Source organism: Psychrobacter sp. M9-54-1 (assembly GCF_016613355.1).
GTDB classification, from domain to species: domain Bacteria; phylum Pseudomonadota; class Gammaproteobacteria; order Pseudomonadales; family Moraxellaceae; genus Psychrobacter; species Psychrobacter faecalis.
The window spans coordinates 42306-59411 of the sequence record NZ_JADGFW010000004.1; the positions used below are offsets into that span (position 1 = coordinate 42306).

Sequence of the window (17106 nt, forward strand, 5' to 3'; positions counted from 1 at the left end):
TAATAAGTTTATCGCAATACGGGCTTAGTTTAATAGCGTTTGATTGCATGTGCTAACTATACCTGATCGGTAGCGAATTGATAACCCACACCGCGTACGGTAATGATACGTTTTGGCTGGCGCGGATTGTCTTCGATTAACGCACGCAAGCGCGAAATATGCACGTCAATGGCGCGATCAATATTATCCGAGCTATCATCGTTTGGCATCGCTTGCCATAATTGCTCACGGTTTAACACTTTGCCCGAGTGGGTAGCAAAGTAATGCAGCAGCTGAAATTGATGCGTCGTCAAACGGACTGGTTGATCATCGATAGTGACTTCATGACTGTCAGGAAAAACGCTTAGGCGCCCAAACGTTAAACTATCTGACTGGCTGTCAGCTTGATTTGGCTGCTCATGACGACGAATGACGGCACGAATACGCGCGAGTAGTTCGCGCGGCTCAAAGGGTTTGGCAATATAATCATCGGCGCCCATCTCTAAACCTAATACACGGTCTGTGGTATCGCCTTTCGCCGTTAGCATAATAATCGGCACTTTATTGGTCATGTTGTTTTTGTTGCCACGTATCTTTTGGCAAACTTGCATGCCATCCATATCAGGCAGCATCAAATCTAGCACCACCAAATCGATGTCACGCTCTTTAGCGTCTAACAAGTCCAAACCTTCTTGACCTAGTCCTGCATGATGTACATCATAATAGTTCATGGTCAGATAATCGCTGATTAATTCGGCTAAATCTGGATCGTCTTCAATTAATAAAATTTGCTTACTCATAATTTTTCCTCTAGTTGTTGTTATAGTTTGTTTAAAATGCTGTTTAAAAATACTGCTTTAAAAGTGCCTATCTACAAATGCTGTCTTTATAAAACTGTTTTTGTAAATAAGCACGCCCTAAATTTTCAAAGCCCTTAACTCTTAGTTCATTCTCACTCAAAGCGTAATCCCTATTAGTTTACGCTATATTGCCTAAACAGGATGTTATTAAACAAGATAGGCTTTGTTAATGTTTCTACACAATGTAACTACGAGCTTTGGCGCTTATGAAACTACCGCCTTTTTTCCTTCAGATTCCACCGGTAAGTTTGCCAAGCAAATCAAACTGTCATTGGTAATACCGGCAATTAAATACTGCTTAGTCAAGGGGTCATACTCGATAACTTCGACGGGCTGGCGCGTCAAACGCTGGTCTTGTTTGATAATCCAAACGTTAGCATGCAAAGGACGCAGCGGCTTATAAGGCGGTTTGTGCAGCACGGTTAGGTCAACATTGTGCAGCGCGCGCTTAGGAACAATGGTTCCAACTTCTATTTGTCCGTAGTCAACGCGCCCAGTCACCTGCATATCAGGTCGTATTTGGTTGCGACTGACTTCATTATCAACCACATTGACATAAACCAATAGCTGCTTTGGTAACTCAGTGACTGTCAGCTTACTGACCTGACCGGTAAATTTATCTATCAAGCCTTCCGCCGTGAAGTTAACCGTTTGTCCAACGGAGATTTGTGATTTGGCTTCAATCGGTAAGCTTGCGCTAAAATGCAGCTCCGTCCCGTCGCTAAGCTTTAAAAGAGGTTGACGCGGTGCTACTTGTTGGCCGCTTTTGACGTATAGCTTTTCGATATGACCTGCGAAGCTTGCCCGTACCGTTATCAAATTATTCGCCGTTTCTGTATGCTTAGAAGCTTGGTTATTGTCTAAGTCGTTATTGCTAGCACTAGCAGAATTTCCTTTAACATCCTCACCATTTTTTTCTGTACTGGGTTTTATGTTATCTGAATTCTTAGCAGTGGAATCTTTTGGCGCCGCTTGAGTACTGTTGACGGCAGACGGTTTTGGTTCAGTGGCCGCACCTTTATTATCTACTACTTCATCTTCTACTTCTAAGGAAGTTGCTACTTCATCATCGGCTTGTTCAGATGACTCTGTTGATTCAATAGGCGCTGCTTGCCGTCGAACGGTGAATAATGGTGCGCCTTTTTCGACCCGTTGATTTTTTTTCACCAACACCTGCTCTACCGTCAGTGCTTGGGCAGCAATTAGGTTTACCTGTTTGATAGGCTCAATCTCACCTTCTAAGCCAAGGCTCGGCTGATAACGGGTTGGTTTGACGCTTAGGATATGATCAGGGGTCATCGTAATGCTATCAGCACGTATGAGCAGGGGCGTGTCAAAGGCCTCGCTATTTTCAGCTGTGACAGGTTCTGACGTAGGCGGGGAGGGCTGGCAGGCGATAAGCAGCGCCGCGCCCAAAAGATACGCACTCTTTTTTAATGGGCTAAAAGCTAAAAGTATGGTGCTTGAAAATTTAGCCTTCAAACTCCTTAAATCTATAAAACCTGTCATAGCGATTACCCTTGTCAACGAATTTTTATTATATAGGGAATTATGAGGCGGTGAAATGATTACTCTTATTTACTGATTTTGAATGACGAATTTCAGCGTACTAGGTATCACCCGATAGATTACACGTAAAAATAAATAGTTGATGATAAGCATGGTTAATGAGGAGAATTTGGCTAGAGTGATGAATTTACAGTTATTTATTTGAACATAAATTTATTAAATGACTGGAAAAGCGCTCATAACTGTGCTAAAACGAACATAATAAAATATATTGATACATTTTTATGACAAAAGAAAATTATTCGGTAAGGTGTGCCCTAATTCTATATAATGTCCAAAATATAACCGTATTAACGATTGTGCAGGTTCCCACTCAAAAGGGCTTATTTTAAAAGAGTTTATATTGAAAGTGCTGTTTTAAAGGAATTATTTCCTGCTTAATTATTCTACGTTGCTTTTAACGCCATTTTAACAACGATTATAAGGGCAATTGGGAAGCGGAAGAATTGGAAAATAAGCATTTGCAGTTATGACTGGATGGTACGTTTGCGCAAGCTAGTATTACTATCATAAAGTATCAAAAAACTTAAAATGCCGTGCAAATTGCTAAGATAATTCGCCGCAAAGTGCGTATAGTGACGGATGATAGTGCGCTATTAACCATGCTTAGTGAACAAGCAGATACTTAGCGTAAAAACTTAGCTATTTATTTTTATACGAAATATACCAATGGTCTAATTAAGATGACGGCTTATTTCCTTGTATTCGTCACCCAGCTTGACTTAGTATCTTAGTGTGATCGTTCATATTGATAAATAGTACCCCGAATAAATAGTCGTTTATAGGACAGAGATAATGGAAAATAACTTTGATGGTTTAAAAGTAATGGTAATCGATGACTCAAAAACCATTCGCCGTACCGCAGAAACTTTATTGCAAAAAGCGGGTTGTGAAGTCGTCACCGCCATTGACGGTTTTGATGCTTTAGCGAAGATTGTTGATAATAATCCAGATATCATTTTTGTAGATATCATGATGCCACGTTTAGATGGTTATCAGACTTGTGCCTTGATAAAAAATAATCCAGATTATGCGAGCAAACCGGTGATTATGCTGTCATCGAAAGATGGTTTGTTTGATAAAGCTCGCGGCCGCATTGTTGGTTCTGATGAGTATCTGACCAAACCATTTAGTAAAGATGAGCTTTTTGAGGCGATTAACCAGTATCGTTAAATAATCAGTAACGTGAATAGTAGCGCGTCAAAAACCTGCTATAAAAAATAGATTATAAGCTCGGTTATTTAGGTTAACAGTGAGTGCTTGCTGCTTAATTTTTATCTTGATGTAAATCATATTGGCATTCAATCAATGCGATTTATTTTTTAATCGGTTTGTTTTAACAATATATCCTAATGGATATCATCAAAAATAAAGGAAACACCTATGACTACTGTTTTAGTCATTGACGACTCGCCATCTGAGATGGCGAAATTTCGCGACATGCTTTCTAAAAATAACTTTCAAGTATTAGAAGCGAGCAACGGAGAGCAAGGCTGTCAGATGGCCGCCGACCACCTACCAGACGTCATTTTGATGGACGTGGTGATGCCTGAGATGAATGGTTTTCAGGCAACCCGCAAAATTACGCGCGGTAAAACGACTGCTCATATCCCTATTATTATGATCAGTACTAAAAATCAAGAAACAGATCGAGTATGGGGCAAGCGTCAAGGCGCTAAAGAATATATCACCAAACCGATTGATGAAAGTGGTTTGGTCCAGATAATTCGTAAAGTAATGGGGTAGCTTGTGGCATCCAGAGGATTTATTGAGCTGCTGCGTATAGCAGACTTAGCACGCGCGCGCAAAAGTGGTCGCCGCGGCGGCAAGGAGTTTGATTGGCAAGGCGTGGTATTTGAAATTGGCGGTCAGCGTTTGGTGGCACCAATGGGTCAAGTATCAGAAGTATTGTCCATGCCAGAATATACCAGCTTGCCTTTAGTAAAGCCTTGGATGCTGGGCATCGCTAACATCCGCGGGCGCTTGTTGCCGTTAACCGATTTGTCACGGTTTTTACAAGTACCTAGCCGATTGACGCAAATGAGCCAGCGTAAGGTCATTGTGATAGATCACGATAATGTATTTTCAGGGCTACTGGTCGATCAGGTGCTGGGTATTGAGCAGTTTACGCAAGATCAATATCGGGCAGAAGCGCTTGACTCTAGCTCGCCGTTTGCGCCTTATAATCATGGTAAGTTTGTCAAAGATGAGCAAGATTGGTATGTGTTTATGCCAAGCTTACTGGCACAGGATTTGCAATATACCGATGCTGCCATCTAGACATTTTTAATGATTAACGATGTTTACTAAATATCTATTTTTAGTAAATACCTAAACTTTAACAAACAAGTCGGTTATCAAACGGGGTGTTTGTTAATGCAAGAAAAGAACAAAGGCTGACATGGTTTGATGAGATGTCAGCATTTATACAGGCTTTGTGAATCACTGTTGTTTTGATGACAATATGATTTCAGAGTCAGTCACGATACGACTTTGACGATTGTTTGAAAGGAATAGGCACGATGAGTGATGTTATAAACAACCCTGTAGCTGGTACGAATAAAACAACGACAGATGCTAATAGTAAATGGAAGCTGTTACTAGGGCTTTGTGCTTTAGTGAGCGTGGCTTGTCTGTTTTGGCTGGTCAATTCATTGTCGTCGGTCAGTCAATATTTAACCAATTTTAATCAATCGGTCATCTTACCAGTGATTGTTTTTGTGATAGGTGTGCTGGGCATTTTATTTGCTTTATACCAATTACTCAAACAACGTGGCGGCTCCGAACGTTTATTGATTGAAAAAGAAACCTTACGCCGTCGTCAAGAAGCAGAAGCAGAGTCGGAGCGCGCGCGCCAAATTCAAGAAGAGAACGAGCGTAACCAGATTGCAATTTTGCGTCTACTGGATGAGTTGGGCGATTTGGCAGATGGTGACTTGACAGTAAACGCAACGGTATCGGAAGATTTTACCGGTGCAATTGCTGACTCTGTTAACTTTGCCATTGACCAATTACGCCAATTGGTACTGGTTATTAACAGTACTGCTGAGCGTGTCTCGCAGTCCTCAGAGCAAACGCAGATGAATGCAGTTGAGCTTGCTGAAGCCTCAGAGCACCAAGCACAAGAAATTGCTGGAGTATCAGCGGCTATTAATGAGATGACGGTCTCGATTGACCAAGTTTCAAATAACGCTTCAGAATCGGCGACGGTTGCACAGCGTTCGGTTGCCATTGCTTATAACGGCGCGGAAGTTGTACAGCGCTCGATAGAAGGTATGAACGTGATTCGCGATCAGATTCAAGAAACCTCAAAACGTATCAAACGCTTGGGCGAGTCTTCGCAAGAGATTGGTGATATCGTTGGTCTGATTAACGATATTGCTGACCAAACCAACGTTCTGGCATTGAACGCCGCGATTCAGGCATCAATGGCAGGGGAAGCAGGTCGAGGCTTTGCGGTTGTTGCTGATGAGGTTCAGCGTCTCGCTGAGCGTTCAGCCAATGCAACCAAACAGATTGAAACGCTGGTAAAAACCATTCAGGCCGATACCAGTGAAGCGGTTATGTCGATGGAATCAACAACTTCTGAAGTAGTACGTGGTGCCCGTTTGGCAAAAGATGCGGGTGAAGCACTAGAAGAGGTACAAACGGTTTCTAATACCTTGGCGGACCTGATTCAAAACATCTCTAACGCCGCGCTACAACAGGCCGAGTCTGCAGGTCATATCTCGCATACCATGAATATTATTCAAGACATTACCTCACAAACCTCGTCTGGTTCGATGGCGACAGCGCGCTCTATTGGTGAGCTGAGCGAAATGGCGGCGGCACTGCAAGAGTCGGTCACAGGCTTTAAGATCTCTAATGATGACGAGCAGTTGGAGCAAGAGCTTAGCGAAGATGAGTATTCAGAGGTTGATGAAAGTGTTTCGGCGAGCATGTAGTTTCTAGTTATCAGCTTATGACTGTGATATTGAAATATTAACCAAGCAGTTGCTCTACTCGTTTTTTCTGTTGAGCAACACTATTAATAGCAGGTCACGTGAATAATCATACTCAAAAAGACAGTCTGATGATAAATAAAGCTGACGCTTTGGTAGCCGAGGCTTTGTGGGATGATGTTGCTTTTGATACTGAGCAATGGCAACGCTATATAGAACAAGAGATTGGTTTTATATTGCCAAATGTTCAACGTAAATGGTTGGTCAACGCCGTCAGCCAAACGGCACTGGGCTATGGTTTGAGCATCATACAATTATGGCATCAGTTGCCGATTAATCATGAGCTGCGCCAGCAATTGTTAGATAAAGTGCTCATTCATGAAAGTCGCTTTTTTCGCCATTTGCCCTCTATAGAGTTTATCACTGATTACGCCTTGCGGTGGCAACGAGAGCAGCTAATAGCTGCTAGTACTAGCTGCAATGCTAATGATAGCAGCGCTAGTATTGATGCCAGCAACCCTGATGATTTACTCCGTATCTGGAGCGTCGGCTGTGCCAGTGGGCAAGAAACTTGGTCGCTGGCCATGAGTTTGGCCGCAAAGCAGCTGACCAATTACCGTATATTAGGGACTGACGTCAGTCAGCAAGCTTTAAAAAAAGCACGTTTAGGTCAGTATGATAATAAGCAACTGGCTTTGATTCCGCAAGATTGCCAGCAATTTATTCAACCATTGCGGCCAGCAAGTATCGTTGAAGAATTACGTTTTATGCCTGTGTCTATGCAAAAAAATACAGAGAAAAACGCTCGTACCCACTGGCAGGTGATGCCAACGCTAAAACAGCATGTACGCTTTGCTTTACACAACATTATCGACAAAAAACCGCCAACGCCGCATTTACAACAAGTCATTGTCTGCCAAAACATGCTGCTTTATTTTCGTAAGTTTGATCAGCGCGATATATTAGCGCGGTTATCAGAGCAGTGCGCAGTAGGCGGTTATATTATATTGGCTCCAGGTGAGGCGTTATTTTGGCGTCCTTCAAACATGCGCCGTATTGCGCACCCACAGATTAACGCCTGGCAAAAAACCAGTGCCTAAATTAGCGCCTAGACGAGTTAGGATACATCTATGAAAAACCAGCCCAACGACATGGTGACACTTGAGTGGTTACTGCCACTGTTTGATCAGCAATTATCACAGATAGCTGATGGCTGGCAATTGGGTGAAAAAAACGCTGATTATGAGCAGATGGCACAAAGCTATCATCAGATTGGTGGCGCTTTGACCATGATTAATTTGCCGATATTGGCAAATTTGGCTACTAAGCTCAGCTTACTTGCAGGGGCAGAAATAGACAATTTCGGTGCTGATGCCAGCCGTATTGGTCAAGTAGGGCATCGACTGCTTACACGTGAGCTGGTTTACTACGCACGTACGAGCAATTTTCATAGCGCTTTAATAAATAAAACATCAGCTGAGCTTACCCAATTCTTGGCACGTTATGATATAGCGACTGATCACCTTGTAGACGCTTCTTTAGACTCTAAAGAGGACAGTCTTGCTAGCATTGCCACTAACGATATTATTGATATGACGATACCCGTCAGTACGGCAATGGTCAGTTTAGACCAGGCGCAGTATCAGCAGTTGCTATTGGTTTGGCGTCAACAAGCGCAAGCGTTACTTGCCGCTAATACCAATGACGCTTCTATACTGGCGTCTTTAGAAAAAGTTGCTCAATACTTATGGCAAACCGCAGCAGATGCCGATTTGCAGCGTCTTTGGTATTTGACTGAAGCTTGGCTACATGACCTTGCCCATAACGAAACGCCGCGACCTAAGTATTACGCCGCGCTATTGAGTCAATTAGATGCGTTAATAGAGTCGAACACCCATCAAAAAGCGCTATCGCCGAGTGTTATCAGCGAGCTAATAGCGAATGTTTATATCGAAATCAACAGCCTTGCCAAACAGGGCGATATCACGCAAGCTATGCTGCAAAGGGTAGCGCCGCAAGAGGTCGAAACACGCTTTTTACCGCGTATCTTAAGTGATATTGATACGCTTGTTTTTAGCCTTGATAAGCCGCAAACCCTAATTAAACCACTACAACAAATCAGCAATCAGCTAGAAAGTCGTGGTTGGACATTGTTTGCCTCGCAAGCAACATCTATCCTAGCAGATATAGAACGTGACTTAATTGCCCAAACTGGAGTGGTAGAAGAGCAATCACAACAGCAGTGGCAAATTGAGCAGCGCCTCCAAGAATTATACAATGCTATCTACAATACCGAACAAATTATCTTAAGTAAAATAGGAAGCGCGGCTTCTTTTATACCTGCGGCTGACGTCATTACTCATGATGACATGGATAGCGTGCAAGTAGAAAGTAGCCACCAAATTAAGACGGACGATAAAGAGCTGCGCGAGCTGCGTATTGCGGTTGAAGACGTTAAGCAAGGCTTTAGTGATTATATTCAGCGCCAAGACCTAGCACTATTACCAGACGCTGTAGACTTTTCTAACATTGGCGAAGCTTTTGACAGTATGAGCCTGTCATCTATCCGCCAAGCGACCGATAAAATAGCAAATATATTTGATCAGTTAACCACTCATGATGTTGCCGTACTGAGCTGGGATGTCACCGAGGCCTTAGCCGAAGGTTTAACCTCTATCGAATTGCTGCTCGACTATCTTGCGCAGCAGGTCTTCGATCAGCTTTTATTGACCAAAGCTCATGAATATATCGACAAGGCGGCGACACTACTTAATGGCTATATAGCTGCGCCTGAAACCGTTAATGATACCTTTTTAACGCAAAAGCAAGTGACAAATGATGTACTGCGCTACGATGATAGTGGCGAGATTGCGCCTGTTACGGTTGCTAATGAAGACATTGATTTAACCGATAACACAAACCATAGCGATAAAAAAGAAAGCGCCGCTTTATTAAATGTTCGCAGTGAGCTTAAGCCTGATAACTTTGATGTGGATGAAGATATTCGCGAGATATTTATCGAAGAGGTTGAAGAGGTTGTTGCTGATTTAGAGGATTTCTTACCCATTTGGCAGCAAGATGTGCAAGACTTAACGCCATTAACTGAAGTACGCAGAGGCTTTCATACCTTGAAAGGGTCAGGACGTATGGTTGGTGCTTTTAGTATCAGTGAGATGGCGTGGTCTATTGAAAGCTTACTCAACCGTCTGTTGGACAAAACCCTACCAGCGACCGATGAGGTCGTGGTACTCGTCACAGAAACCACTAAGCATCTACCAGCGATGTTGGCGGATTTTGCAGCACAGAACCCACCAAGTTTTGATCCAGCCATTACCATTTTGCAAAGCAATAACTTAATGAGTCAGCAGCCTATCAATACAGGTTTAGAGGCATTTGATGGTAATTTCTCTACAAGTGAGGTTGAAAAAAATAATGCGGTACTAGACGAGAGCCTACAGTCGACAGATGAGAGACTCTTAAATACCGAACAAGTTGATACTCTAGACATAAAGGGCTCTGTTAGCAACTTTGACGAAGTCTTTGAAGTAGAAACAGACTTTTTAGCCTCATTAACGGATTTAGAGATACCAGAGGTATTAAGCCCATTTATGACAGCGGCGCAGTCGTTACCGACAGATGCTAACGATGCTGATCCTGATATCAAAGAGATATTTATAGAAGAAGCCAATGAAGTTCTAGAAGAAATTGTGCCCTTATATGAGCATTGGCAGCTTACTCCTGATAACTTAAGCCAGTTAACTGATATTCGTCGCGGTTTCCATACTTTAAAAGGCTCGGGTCGTATGGTTGGTGCTAATTATAGCGCTGAGCTAGCCTGGTCGATAGAAAATATGCTCAACCGTATTTTGGATAATACAATTGTAGCGTCTGCAGACATACAGCAGCTTATCGGTGATGTGTTAGCTGCTTATCCAACGCTATTAATTACCTTTGAAAATGACAGTCAAGATTATCCTGCACTTGTACCGTTATGGGTGGCTTGTGCTCAGGCTTTTAGTAAGCAATTAGGTGATGAATTCAGCTATTGCGCGCTACATAAACAACTATTTTATGGTTCTGAGCAGCAGCAGGACATAAGCACAGCGCAATATTCTGATGTTAAAAATACAGATCAAGAACTTGCTGATGACACTGCTTATGACATTGCCGAAAGTAACAGTAGTATTGATAGTACGCTGCAAACCATTCATTCGGTAAATGAAAAAATGGCCGAAGCGCCTATCGTGTTGACGCCTCAAAGCGAAGAAGAGCAAATCTTTTTCGATATCTTTGTTGAAGAGGCTGAAGAGCTGTTAGAAAGCGTTAAAGACTTTGTTTTTGATCACCAAGACGAGCCTTATGCCGCTGTAAGTGATGAAATTGTTCGCGCTTTTCATACCTTAAGAGCAGCGTCTGGCGCTAGTGCTTTGACGGCAATCAGTGAGGTTGGCACGACGATAGAGCAAAGTTTGGAGCTTTTGCAGCAGCAAGACACGCCAATGAATGCTCAGCATGTAAAAGCGCTTGCCCAGTCTGTGACGCTGATTGAAGGCTACCTAGCTAATTATAAACGCGATGTGCAGGAGCAAGAAATTTCGTTAGAAGAAACGCAAAGTCGGCAAGATATTGCTTCTTTACAAGCCATGCTTGGTGAGCAATACACTATTAACGATGATGAAGACTCAGCCGATGATAGACCAACGATAAGCCAATTATTAGATGATGATATTAATGAGTTACTAGATGCAGAATGGCAGCTAGAAGTGGTCTTTAATAATGCAGAGCAAGAACAGATTCAAAGTTATATAGCAAAGCAAATCTCACAAATAAAGCATCTAGCTAGCAAAGCACAAGCGGTACCAAAGTTTGCTTTAATTCTTAGCGAATTGGAAAATGCTTATACTTATTTAAGTCATCACCCTGAAAAATCTCGCGATACTGATATTCAAGTCGCTTTACTTGCAGGTCATTGTCAGCTAGTCGGTTTATTTGATGCTTTAGCGGGTAGCACCTCGTTGAAAATTGATGGGCAGGTAGTTGAGCAGCTAAAAGATATTGCTCAAAGTGACGATAGCAATATCAATGTAGAAGAAGGTACTGCAGGGCATACTGATGTTGATAAAGAGGCTGAGGAAGAGGCTAAAGGCACAGTGCAAAGTGTTGCTGCGCCTGAGCTTGCGCTTGAAACCATCGATACCGATATTGAGCTATTAGAAATCTTCTTAGAAGAGGCGCAGGAGCTTGATAATGCGCTTAATGATAGCTTTAGTAAATGGCGTGCTGACATCAGCAATATCAATACCTTAAAAGTTTTACAGCGCCACTTGCATACCATTAAAGGTGGTGCGCGTATGGCAGGCATACGCAGTATTGGCGATTTGACCCATGAGGCGGAGAGTATTTATGAGGCGTTCGTTGAAGCAAGACGTACGCCAACGGCGCAGTGGCTTGAAATTATGCAAGTCGTGCAAGATACTTTGTCATTGCAAGTGGCGCATATTGTCCGCTATCAGCAATCATTTTTTACGCCTGAACTGATTGAGCAGCTGCAGCAGTTTGAAAAAGCAGCAGCGTTACCAAAAGACGTTGAGCTTATTGTACCAATGCCGCAACATCAGGCTGCTGCTGAACCGCAAATCAGCGCCGATGAATACACGCATCGTATTGATAAAACTGCAGACTCCTTAAGTTTAGATAGAATTATAAAACAATCTTGGGCGAACGGCTTACCTGACCCAGATATTTTGGAGGTGTTTTTAGAAGAAGCAGAGGCGCTGACCAACCGCAATGAATATCTCCAAGCGTTCTTAAGTGATGCTAGTGATACGGTTGCATTGCAAGCCCTACAGCGCGACTTACACACCCTAAAAGGTGGCGCGCGTATGGTGACCGCAAGTGGTATCGCTGACCTTGCCCATGAAATGGAGTCCGTTTATACCGATTTTATTGATCGTCGCCGACCTGCTACCAAAAAAGTCTTGGAGCTATTGGTAGCCTGTCATGATTGGCTGGCAGATGCGGTATTTATTCTCTCGCAACAGGTGAACCCACCAACGCCAGACTTATTAATTGAGGCGCTGCAGCAATTTAGTAAAAACCCCGATAGCTTAAAACACATACCAAAAGAGTCGTTGCAACCGCAGCGCGATGCTATTTTGCTGGCGAAAGAAAAGCAAGAATCTACCTATATTCAAAAAGATATCAGTGAGATGCCGCCGATGGTGGCTGATACGACTGAGCAAGAACAGAACGCCAGTAGCAGCGAGATGATTCGTATCTCAGGTGGTCTGATTGAGCATATGATTAATCTATCAGGTGAATCAGCGATCAACCGTGCGCGTATCGATATGGGCATGAGTAGCTTGACCACTAGTATTGAAGAGATGGGAACGACTGTACAACGTCTAGCGGATCAGTTGCGCCGGATGGAGATTGAGCTTGAAGCGCAGATTTTATCGCAGATTGATGATGAGTTGGTCAATCATGAAGGCTTTGACCCTCTAGAGATGGACCAGTATTCTTCGCTAAACCAACTTTCGAAATCCTTGACCGAGTCGGCCTCGGATTTGGTTGATATTAATCATACCTTACTTGAAAAAATGCGTGATAGCGAAAGTCTATTGCTACAATTATCGCGGACACAAACTGAGCTACAAGACGGCTTGATGAATTCGCGGATGGTACCCTTTACCCGTCTAACGCCAAGGCTTGAGCGTATCGTGCGCCAAACGGCTAATGAGCTGAACAAATCGGTTGATTTAAAGATTATCAATGCTGATGACGAAATGGATAGAACCATTTTGGAGCGCATTACCTCACCGCTTGAGCATATGTTACGTAACGCGGTCGATCACGGAATTGAAACGGTTGCAACGCGCTTAGAAGCTGGTAAAGAGCGTAATGGACAAATTACTTTAGAAGTCCTGCGTGAAGGTAGTGAAATCATTATCCAGTTAACTGATGATGGACGCGGCATTGATGTAGAAGCAGTACGCAATAAAGCCATTTCTCAAGGTTTAATTGACGCCGAAGACAGCAGTTTAAGCGACCTTGATATCATGCAGTACATCTTTAATGCTGGCTTAAGTACCAGTAAGCAGGTGACGCAAATATCAGGTCGCGGTGTCGGTATGGACGTGGTGATTAGTGAGATTCGTCAGTTAGGCGGCTCGGTATCAGTGGTGTCAGAGCTTGGTAAAGGCTCGCGCTTTACCATGCGTGTGCCGCTCACGGTTGCCGTGTCTGATGCGTTGGTGGTTCGCGCCGCAGACCGCTATTATGCGATACCGCTGGTGCAGATTGAGCGCGTCGTACGTATCAGTCCAGAAAGAATTTATGACTATTATCAATCGGGCGCAGCGACGCTTAACTTTGAAGATAACGATTATCGCGTGCGTTATTTAAATGAGATTTTATCAGGTAATAAACTCAATGAACTGGTCGTCAATACCAACACCAGCGTGCCACTAATTATTATCAAAAACCGCAGTGGACAAAACATGGCCCTACAGGTTGATCAAATCGCAGGATCTCGTATTGAGGTCGTGGTAAAACCTTTAGGCCAACAGTTCTCAAATCTATCGGGTATCTCAGCAGCAACCATCATGGGTGATGGCTCGGTCATGCTTATTCTTGATCTTATTGCACTGATGCGAAATGCCGCTTTAGGCAGAGAATTCGCAAAACCTGCTATCAGTGTTCGTAGCAGTACAGAATCTAAAACCACCATTTTGGTTGTCGATGATTCAGTCACGGTACGAAAAGTGACCTCACGTTTCTTGGAGCGCCAAGGTTTCAATGTGGTCCTTGCCAAAGATGGTATCGATGCGCTTGAGATTTTACAAGAAACCACGCCAGACTTGATGTTACTTGATATTGAAATGCCGCGTATGGACGGCTTTGAAGTCGCGTCGCAAGTACGTCATAATCGCCGCCTGCAAGAGCTGCCTATTATTATGATTACCTCACGTACCGGTGAAAAGCATCGCGAGCGCGCTTTTGAGATTGGGGTCAATGACTACATGGGCAAACCTTTCCAAGAAAACCAGCTTCTTAATAAAATCCAAGGTTTATTGGGTATAGAGGCTAGCTTAGTCAATGAAGGATAATGTACCTGCCTTAATACTAAGGGATAAGCATAAAAACGATATCAGGGTACTGGTGGTGGCAGAAGACCACCATCAGCGCATGGCTTTTTCTGACACCGTACGTAGTTGTGGTTTGCAGCTGGTTGACTGCGTATCAAGGACGCAATTACAAAATAGGTTGAGCCGCTATACAGCGCCGATTGATATTTGGCTCATAGATGGTGATTACGATGAGCATATGGCAGTAGCGACTACTACCGCTCAACCTGCTACCGTTCTAGTCGGATTTAGCCAGGCGCCGTATCTTAATGAAGCCCAGCAATATGCCAAATGGCAGCGCAAACTCAAGCGTAAGCTTGCGCAAATGCTGGCGTTGCCGTTATTGAGTGATGCAATAGATAGCCTTGCTTATAAGAATACGGCTTATCAAAATGAGACTAACGATTGGCATTACGTGGTATTTTTAGGTGCTTCGATGGGCGGGCCTAGTGCGGTCAAAGAGTTTTTAGATCATCTGTCACCCACCTTGCCTGTGAGTATTTTACTGGCCCATCATTTTAACCAAGCGATGATAGGCACGCTACCACGCATACTCAATCGCCATAATGACTGGCGCTGTCAGCTGATAACTTCCTCACAGCGTTTGCGCGGCGGGCAATGCCTCATTGTACCCATTGATAAACAAATTGTTTGCGATTCAACTGGTCGTATCATCTTAATGGATCAGGCGTGGGAAGGCGATTATAAGCCAGCTATCGGTCAAATCTTGAAAAATACCAGTGATGTTTATGGCAGTGAGCTTATCAATATTATCTTCTCTGGGATGGGAAATGATGGTTCGCAGTATTTAAGCTTAATCCAAGATAATGACAGTCAATTGTGGGCGCAAGACCCAAGCTCAAGCGCTTGTCCGAGTCAGCCGCAAGCTATTATTGATTCAGGTTATTGTCAGTTTGTCGGTAGTCCCAAAGCCTTAGCAGAAAAACTTACCCATTATATTGCTGAAAGGGCGATGCCCGCCTCTTCGTAGTCATTTATTGTGAGCGACATATGAAACAGATTCTAAAGCACTCATTTGAAGCCGTGAGCTTATTGACCACCAACAATGGTATGCTCGACGTAACGATTGTCCCAGCCACCGACCAACCGGATTGGCTTATCCCTAGTAGTTTGATTTTAAGTGTCGATGAGTATAGTGAACATACATGGACTTATGAGTGGCAACAACAAGAAGTCGCTGTGTTCCATCTACTACCGCGCCATCAAACGCCGGACAAGATGATTATTTTAGAAGGCAATACTACTGCGCATCGTATCGCGCTACAGACAGCAGGCGAGCTCCGCCAACTACAGGCGCGTATCTCCGACGTCAAAGATATCGACTTGCCTGAGCACTTTATCAAAACCGACAGCAAAACTGATACCGTTCAGCAGCGCGTCCAAGAAGATGTTGTGCTATCCTACCTTTTCCAAGCGGTGATGATCGATGATACGGTTTACGTAGTGCCAGATTTGGATAAAATCGCCCATCAATTGGTTGACTTAGATAGCTAATTTGCTCATGGTGACGCTTTTTATCATGGGCTTTAGTGTTAGCTCTAAAGAAAGTTATTAGCCTTGAGCTGGGATAAATAGTTATTGTATTAATTTGCCAGCTAGTAGGTTTTTAACACTGTCATTTGATCCGTATCAGTCAGCGCCTATAAGTATCGATGAATAGGAAGCGATAAAATATACTATGAATAATATCCATTCAAATCTGACAAAGTGGTCGGTTGCTAGTCGAATCTTTCATTGGGTTAGCGCCTTATTATTACTGGTCACTTGGATCATGATACTGTTATATGACAATCTTGATAGTAAGGTCTATATCGGATTGCACAAGGCATTTGGGGTCAGTTTGTTGTTTTGGATGATTGCCCGCGTGATCAGCCGTATTTTTACTAAAGCACCGCCAGCGTTGGCAATGCCAAAATGGCAAATGCTGCTTGCACAATTATCCCACTTTGCTTTATATGCGTTATTAATTGCGATGCCTATGGCAGGACTACTGATGTCGGTATATGGCGGCCGAGCAGTTGACGTCTTTGGTTTATTTCAAATCCCTGTCTTTGTCACCCCCGATAGAGGGTTGGCACGGCTTTTTAATGACTGGCATACCGATATTTTATGGCCGATGATAATTGTTTTTACTTTGATGCATATTGGCGCCGCGCTATATCATCAATTTATCAAAAAAGACAATATTATGGCGCGTATAAAATAACGACTTAAAAATGGGAAGAGCGCGTATAAAAAAGCCCTAAGTATGAAACTTAGGGCTTTTTTTGTGCCAGCATTTATACTAGCAAACGCTATAAATATAAAATTATGCTGTTTACTTTTTATGTTCAGGCAAACTGATATTCATCTCGAGCACGTCTAAGCTGTCTTCAGAGCGATGGTTGATATTAACATCATCAATCTGTACACCGTTGACGTACTTATTAACCACTTCTAGTATTTCACGTTTCATTTTTTCAATACGATCAGCAGTCAAGCGATTATTCAAGCGATTTTCACTTGCAACAATAACTTTTAAGCGCTCAGTTGCCATATTAGCACTGCCAGCACTGCTGCTGTCATCCGTACCAAATAGGCTACTCCAAAATCCTTTTTTCTTACTCATCA

11 protein-coding genes and 1 pseudogene are annotated in these 17106 nt (G+C 43.2%); 9 read left to right on the plus strand and 3 right to left on the minus strand.

Annotated features, from left to right (window positions below; translation table 11 throughout):
• Positions 1 to 56: 56 nt before the first annotated feature.
• Both IQ457_RS01345 and IQ457_RS01350 read right to left on the minus strand, forming a co-directional pair.
• Positions 57 to 779 carry a response regulator transcription factor gene (locus IQ457_RS01345; protein WP_068403530.1) on the minus strand — a complete coding sequence of 241 codons (723 nt, stop codon included), beginning with the start codon at positions 777 to 779 and terminating at the stop codon, positions 57 to 59.
• Positions 780 to 1043: 264 nt separating this feature from the next.
• A complete protein-coding gene (locus IQ457_RS01350) occupies positions 1044 to 2348 on the minus strand; it encodes an efflux RND transporter periplasmic adaptor subunit (protein WP_200661780.1) in 1305 nt (434 codons plus the stop codon).
• 855 nt (positions 2349 to 3203) lie between these two features.
• Between IQ457_RS01350 and pilG the strand changes: the two genes are divergently transcribed.
• The 9 genes and pseudogenes from pilG (at position 3204) to IQ457_RS01395 (ending at position 16702) form a co-directional block, all read left to right on the plus strand.
• Positions 3204 to 3581: a twitching motility response regulator PilG gene (pilG, locus tag IQ457_RS01355; protein WP_045453505.1), complete on the plus strand. Its 378-nt coding sequence runs from the start codon at positions 3204 to 3206 to the stop codon at positions 3579 to 3581.
• Positions 3582 to 3791: 210 nt separating this feature from the next.
• The gene (locus tag IQ457_RS01360; RefSeq protein ID WP_200661781.1) at positions 3792 to 4154 is read left to right on the plus strand and encodes a response regulator; all 363 of its coding nucleotides are present in this window, start codon (positions 3792 to 3794) and stop codon (positions 4152 to 4154) included.
• A gap of 3 nt (positions 4155 to 4157) precedes the next feature.
• The gene (locus IQ457_RS01365; RefSeq protein WP_200661782.1) at positions 4158 to 4688 is read left to right on the plus strand and encodes a chemotaxis protein CheW; all 531 of its coding nucleotides are present in this window, start codon (positions 4158 to 4160) and stop codon (positions 4686 to 4688) included.
• 575 nt (positions 4689 to 5263) lie between these two features.
• Positions 5264 to 6268, plus strand: a pseudogene (locus tag IQ457_RS01370) (methyl-accepting chemotaxis protein); the annotation flags it as partial.
• 182 nt (positions 6269 to 6450) lie between these two features.
• Positions 6451 to 7449 (plus strand): CheR family methyltransferase, encoded by a 999-nt coding sequence (locus IQ457_RS01375; protein ID WP_200661784.1) that lies wholly within the window; start codon positions 6451 to 6453, stop codon positions 7447 to 7449.
• Positions 7450 to 7479: 30 nt separating this feature from the next.
• Complete coding sequence (locus tag IQ457_RS01380) at positions 7480 to 14457, plus strand: Hpt domain-containing protein (protein ID WP_200661785.1); 6978 nt, start codon at positions 7480 to 7482, stop codon at positions 14455 to 14457.
• Positions 14447 to 15466, plus strand: a complete 1020-nt coding sequence (locus IQ457_RS01385; protein ID WP_200661786.1) for a chemotaxis protein CheB — start codon at positions 14447 to 14449, stop codon at positions 15464 to 15466. The genes IQ457_RS01380 and IQ457_RS01385 overlap by 11 nt, the downstream gene beginning before the upstream one ends.
• A gap of 20 nt (positions 15467 to 15486) precedes the next feature.
• Positions 15487 to 15990: a hypothetical protein gene (locus IQ457_RS01390; RefSeq protein WP_200661787.1), complete on the plus strand. Its 504-nt coding sequence runs from the start codon at positions 15487 to 15489 to the stop codon at positions 15988 to 15990.
• Positions 15991 to 16174: 184 nt separating this feature from the next.
• A complete protein-coding gene (locus IQ457_RS01395) occupies positions 16175 to 16702 on the plus strand; it encodes a cytochrome b (RefSeq protein ID WP_200661788.1) in 528 nt (175 codons plus the stop codon).
• 111 nt (positions 16703 to 16813) lie between these two features.
• Here IQ457_RS01395 and minE read toward each other — a convergent pair whose 3' ends face one another.
• Positions 16814 to 17104, minus strand: coding sequence for a cell division topological specificity factor MinE (minE, locus tag IQ457_RS01400; RefSeq protein WP_200661789.1), 291 nt, complete (start codon positions 17102 to 17104; stop codon positions 16814 to 16816).
• Between the last annotated feature and the right edge of the window lie 2 nt (positions 17105 to 17106).

What these genes read in the sequence shown, in the direction of transcription:
- IQ457_RS01345 (WP_068403530.1), bottom strand. Translation starts at nt 779, where the DNA reads ATGAGTAAGCAAATTTTATTAATTGAAGACGATCCAGATTTAGCCGAA.
- IQ457_RS01350 (WP_200661780.1), bottom strand. Translation starts at nt 2,348, where the DNA reads ATGACAGGTTTTATAGATTTAAGGAGTTTGAAGGCTAAATTTTCAAGC.
- pilG (WP_045453505.1), top strand. Translation starts at nt 3,204, where the DNA reads ATGGAAAATAACTTTGATGGTTTAAAAGTAATGGTAATCGATGACTCA.
- IQ457_RS01360 (WP_200661781.1), top strand. Translation starts at nt 3,792, where the DNA reads ATGACTACTGTTTTAGTCATTGACGACTCGCCATCTGAGATGGCGAAA.
- IQ457_RS01380 (WP_200661785.1), top strand. Translation starts at nt 7,480, where the DNA reads ATGAAAAACCAGCCCAACGACATGGTGACACTTGAGTGGTTACTGCCA.
- IQ457_RS01385 (WP_200661786.1), top strand. Translation starts at nt 14,447, where the DNA reads ATGAAGGATAATGTACCTGCCTTAATACTAAGGGATAAGCATAAAAAC.
- IQ457_RS01390 (WP_200661787.1), top strand. Translation starts at nt 15,487, where the DNA reads ATGAAACAGATTCTAAAGCACTCATTTGAAGCCGTGAGCTTATTGACC.
- IQ457_RS01395 (WP_200661788.1), top strand. Translation starts at nt 16,175, where the DNA reads ATGAATAATATCCATTCAAATCTGACAAAGTGGTCGGTTGCTAGTCGA.
- minE (WP_200661789.1), bottom strand. Translation starts at nt 17,104, where the DNA reads ATGAGTAAGAAAAAAGGATTTTGGAGTAGCCTATTTGGTACGGATGAC.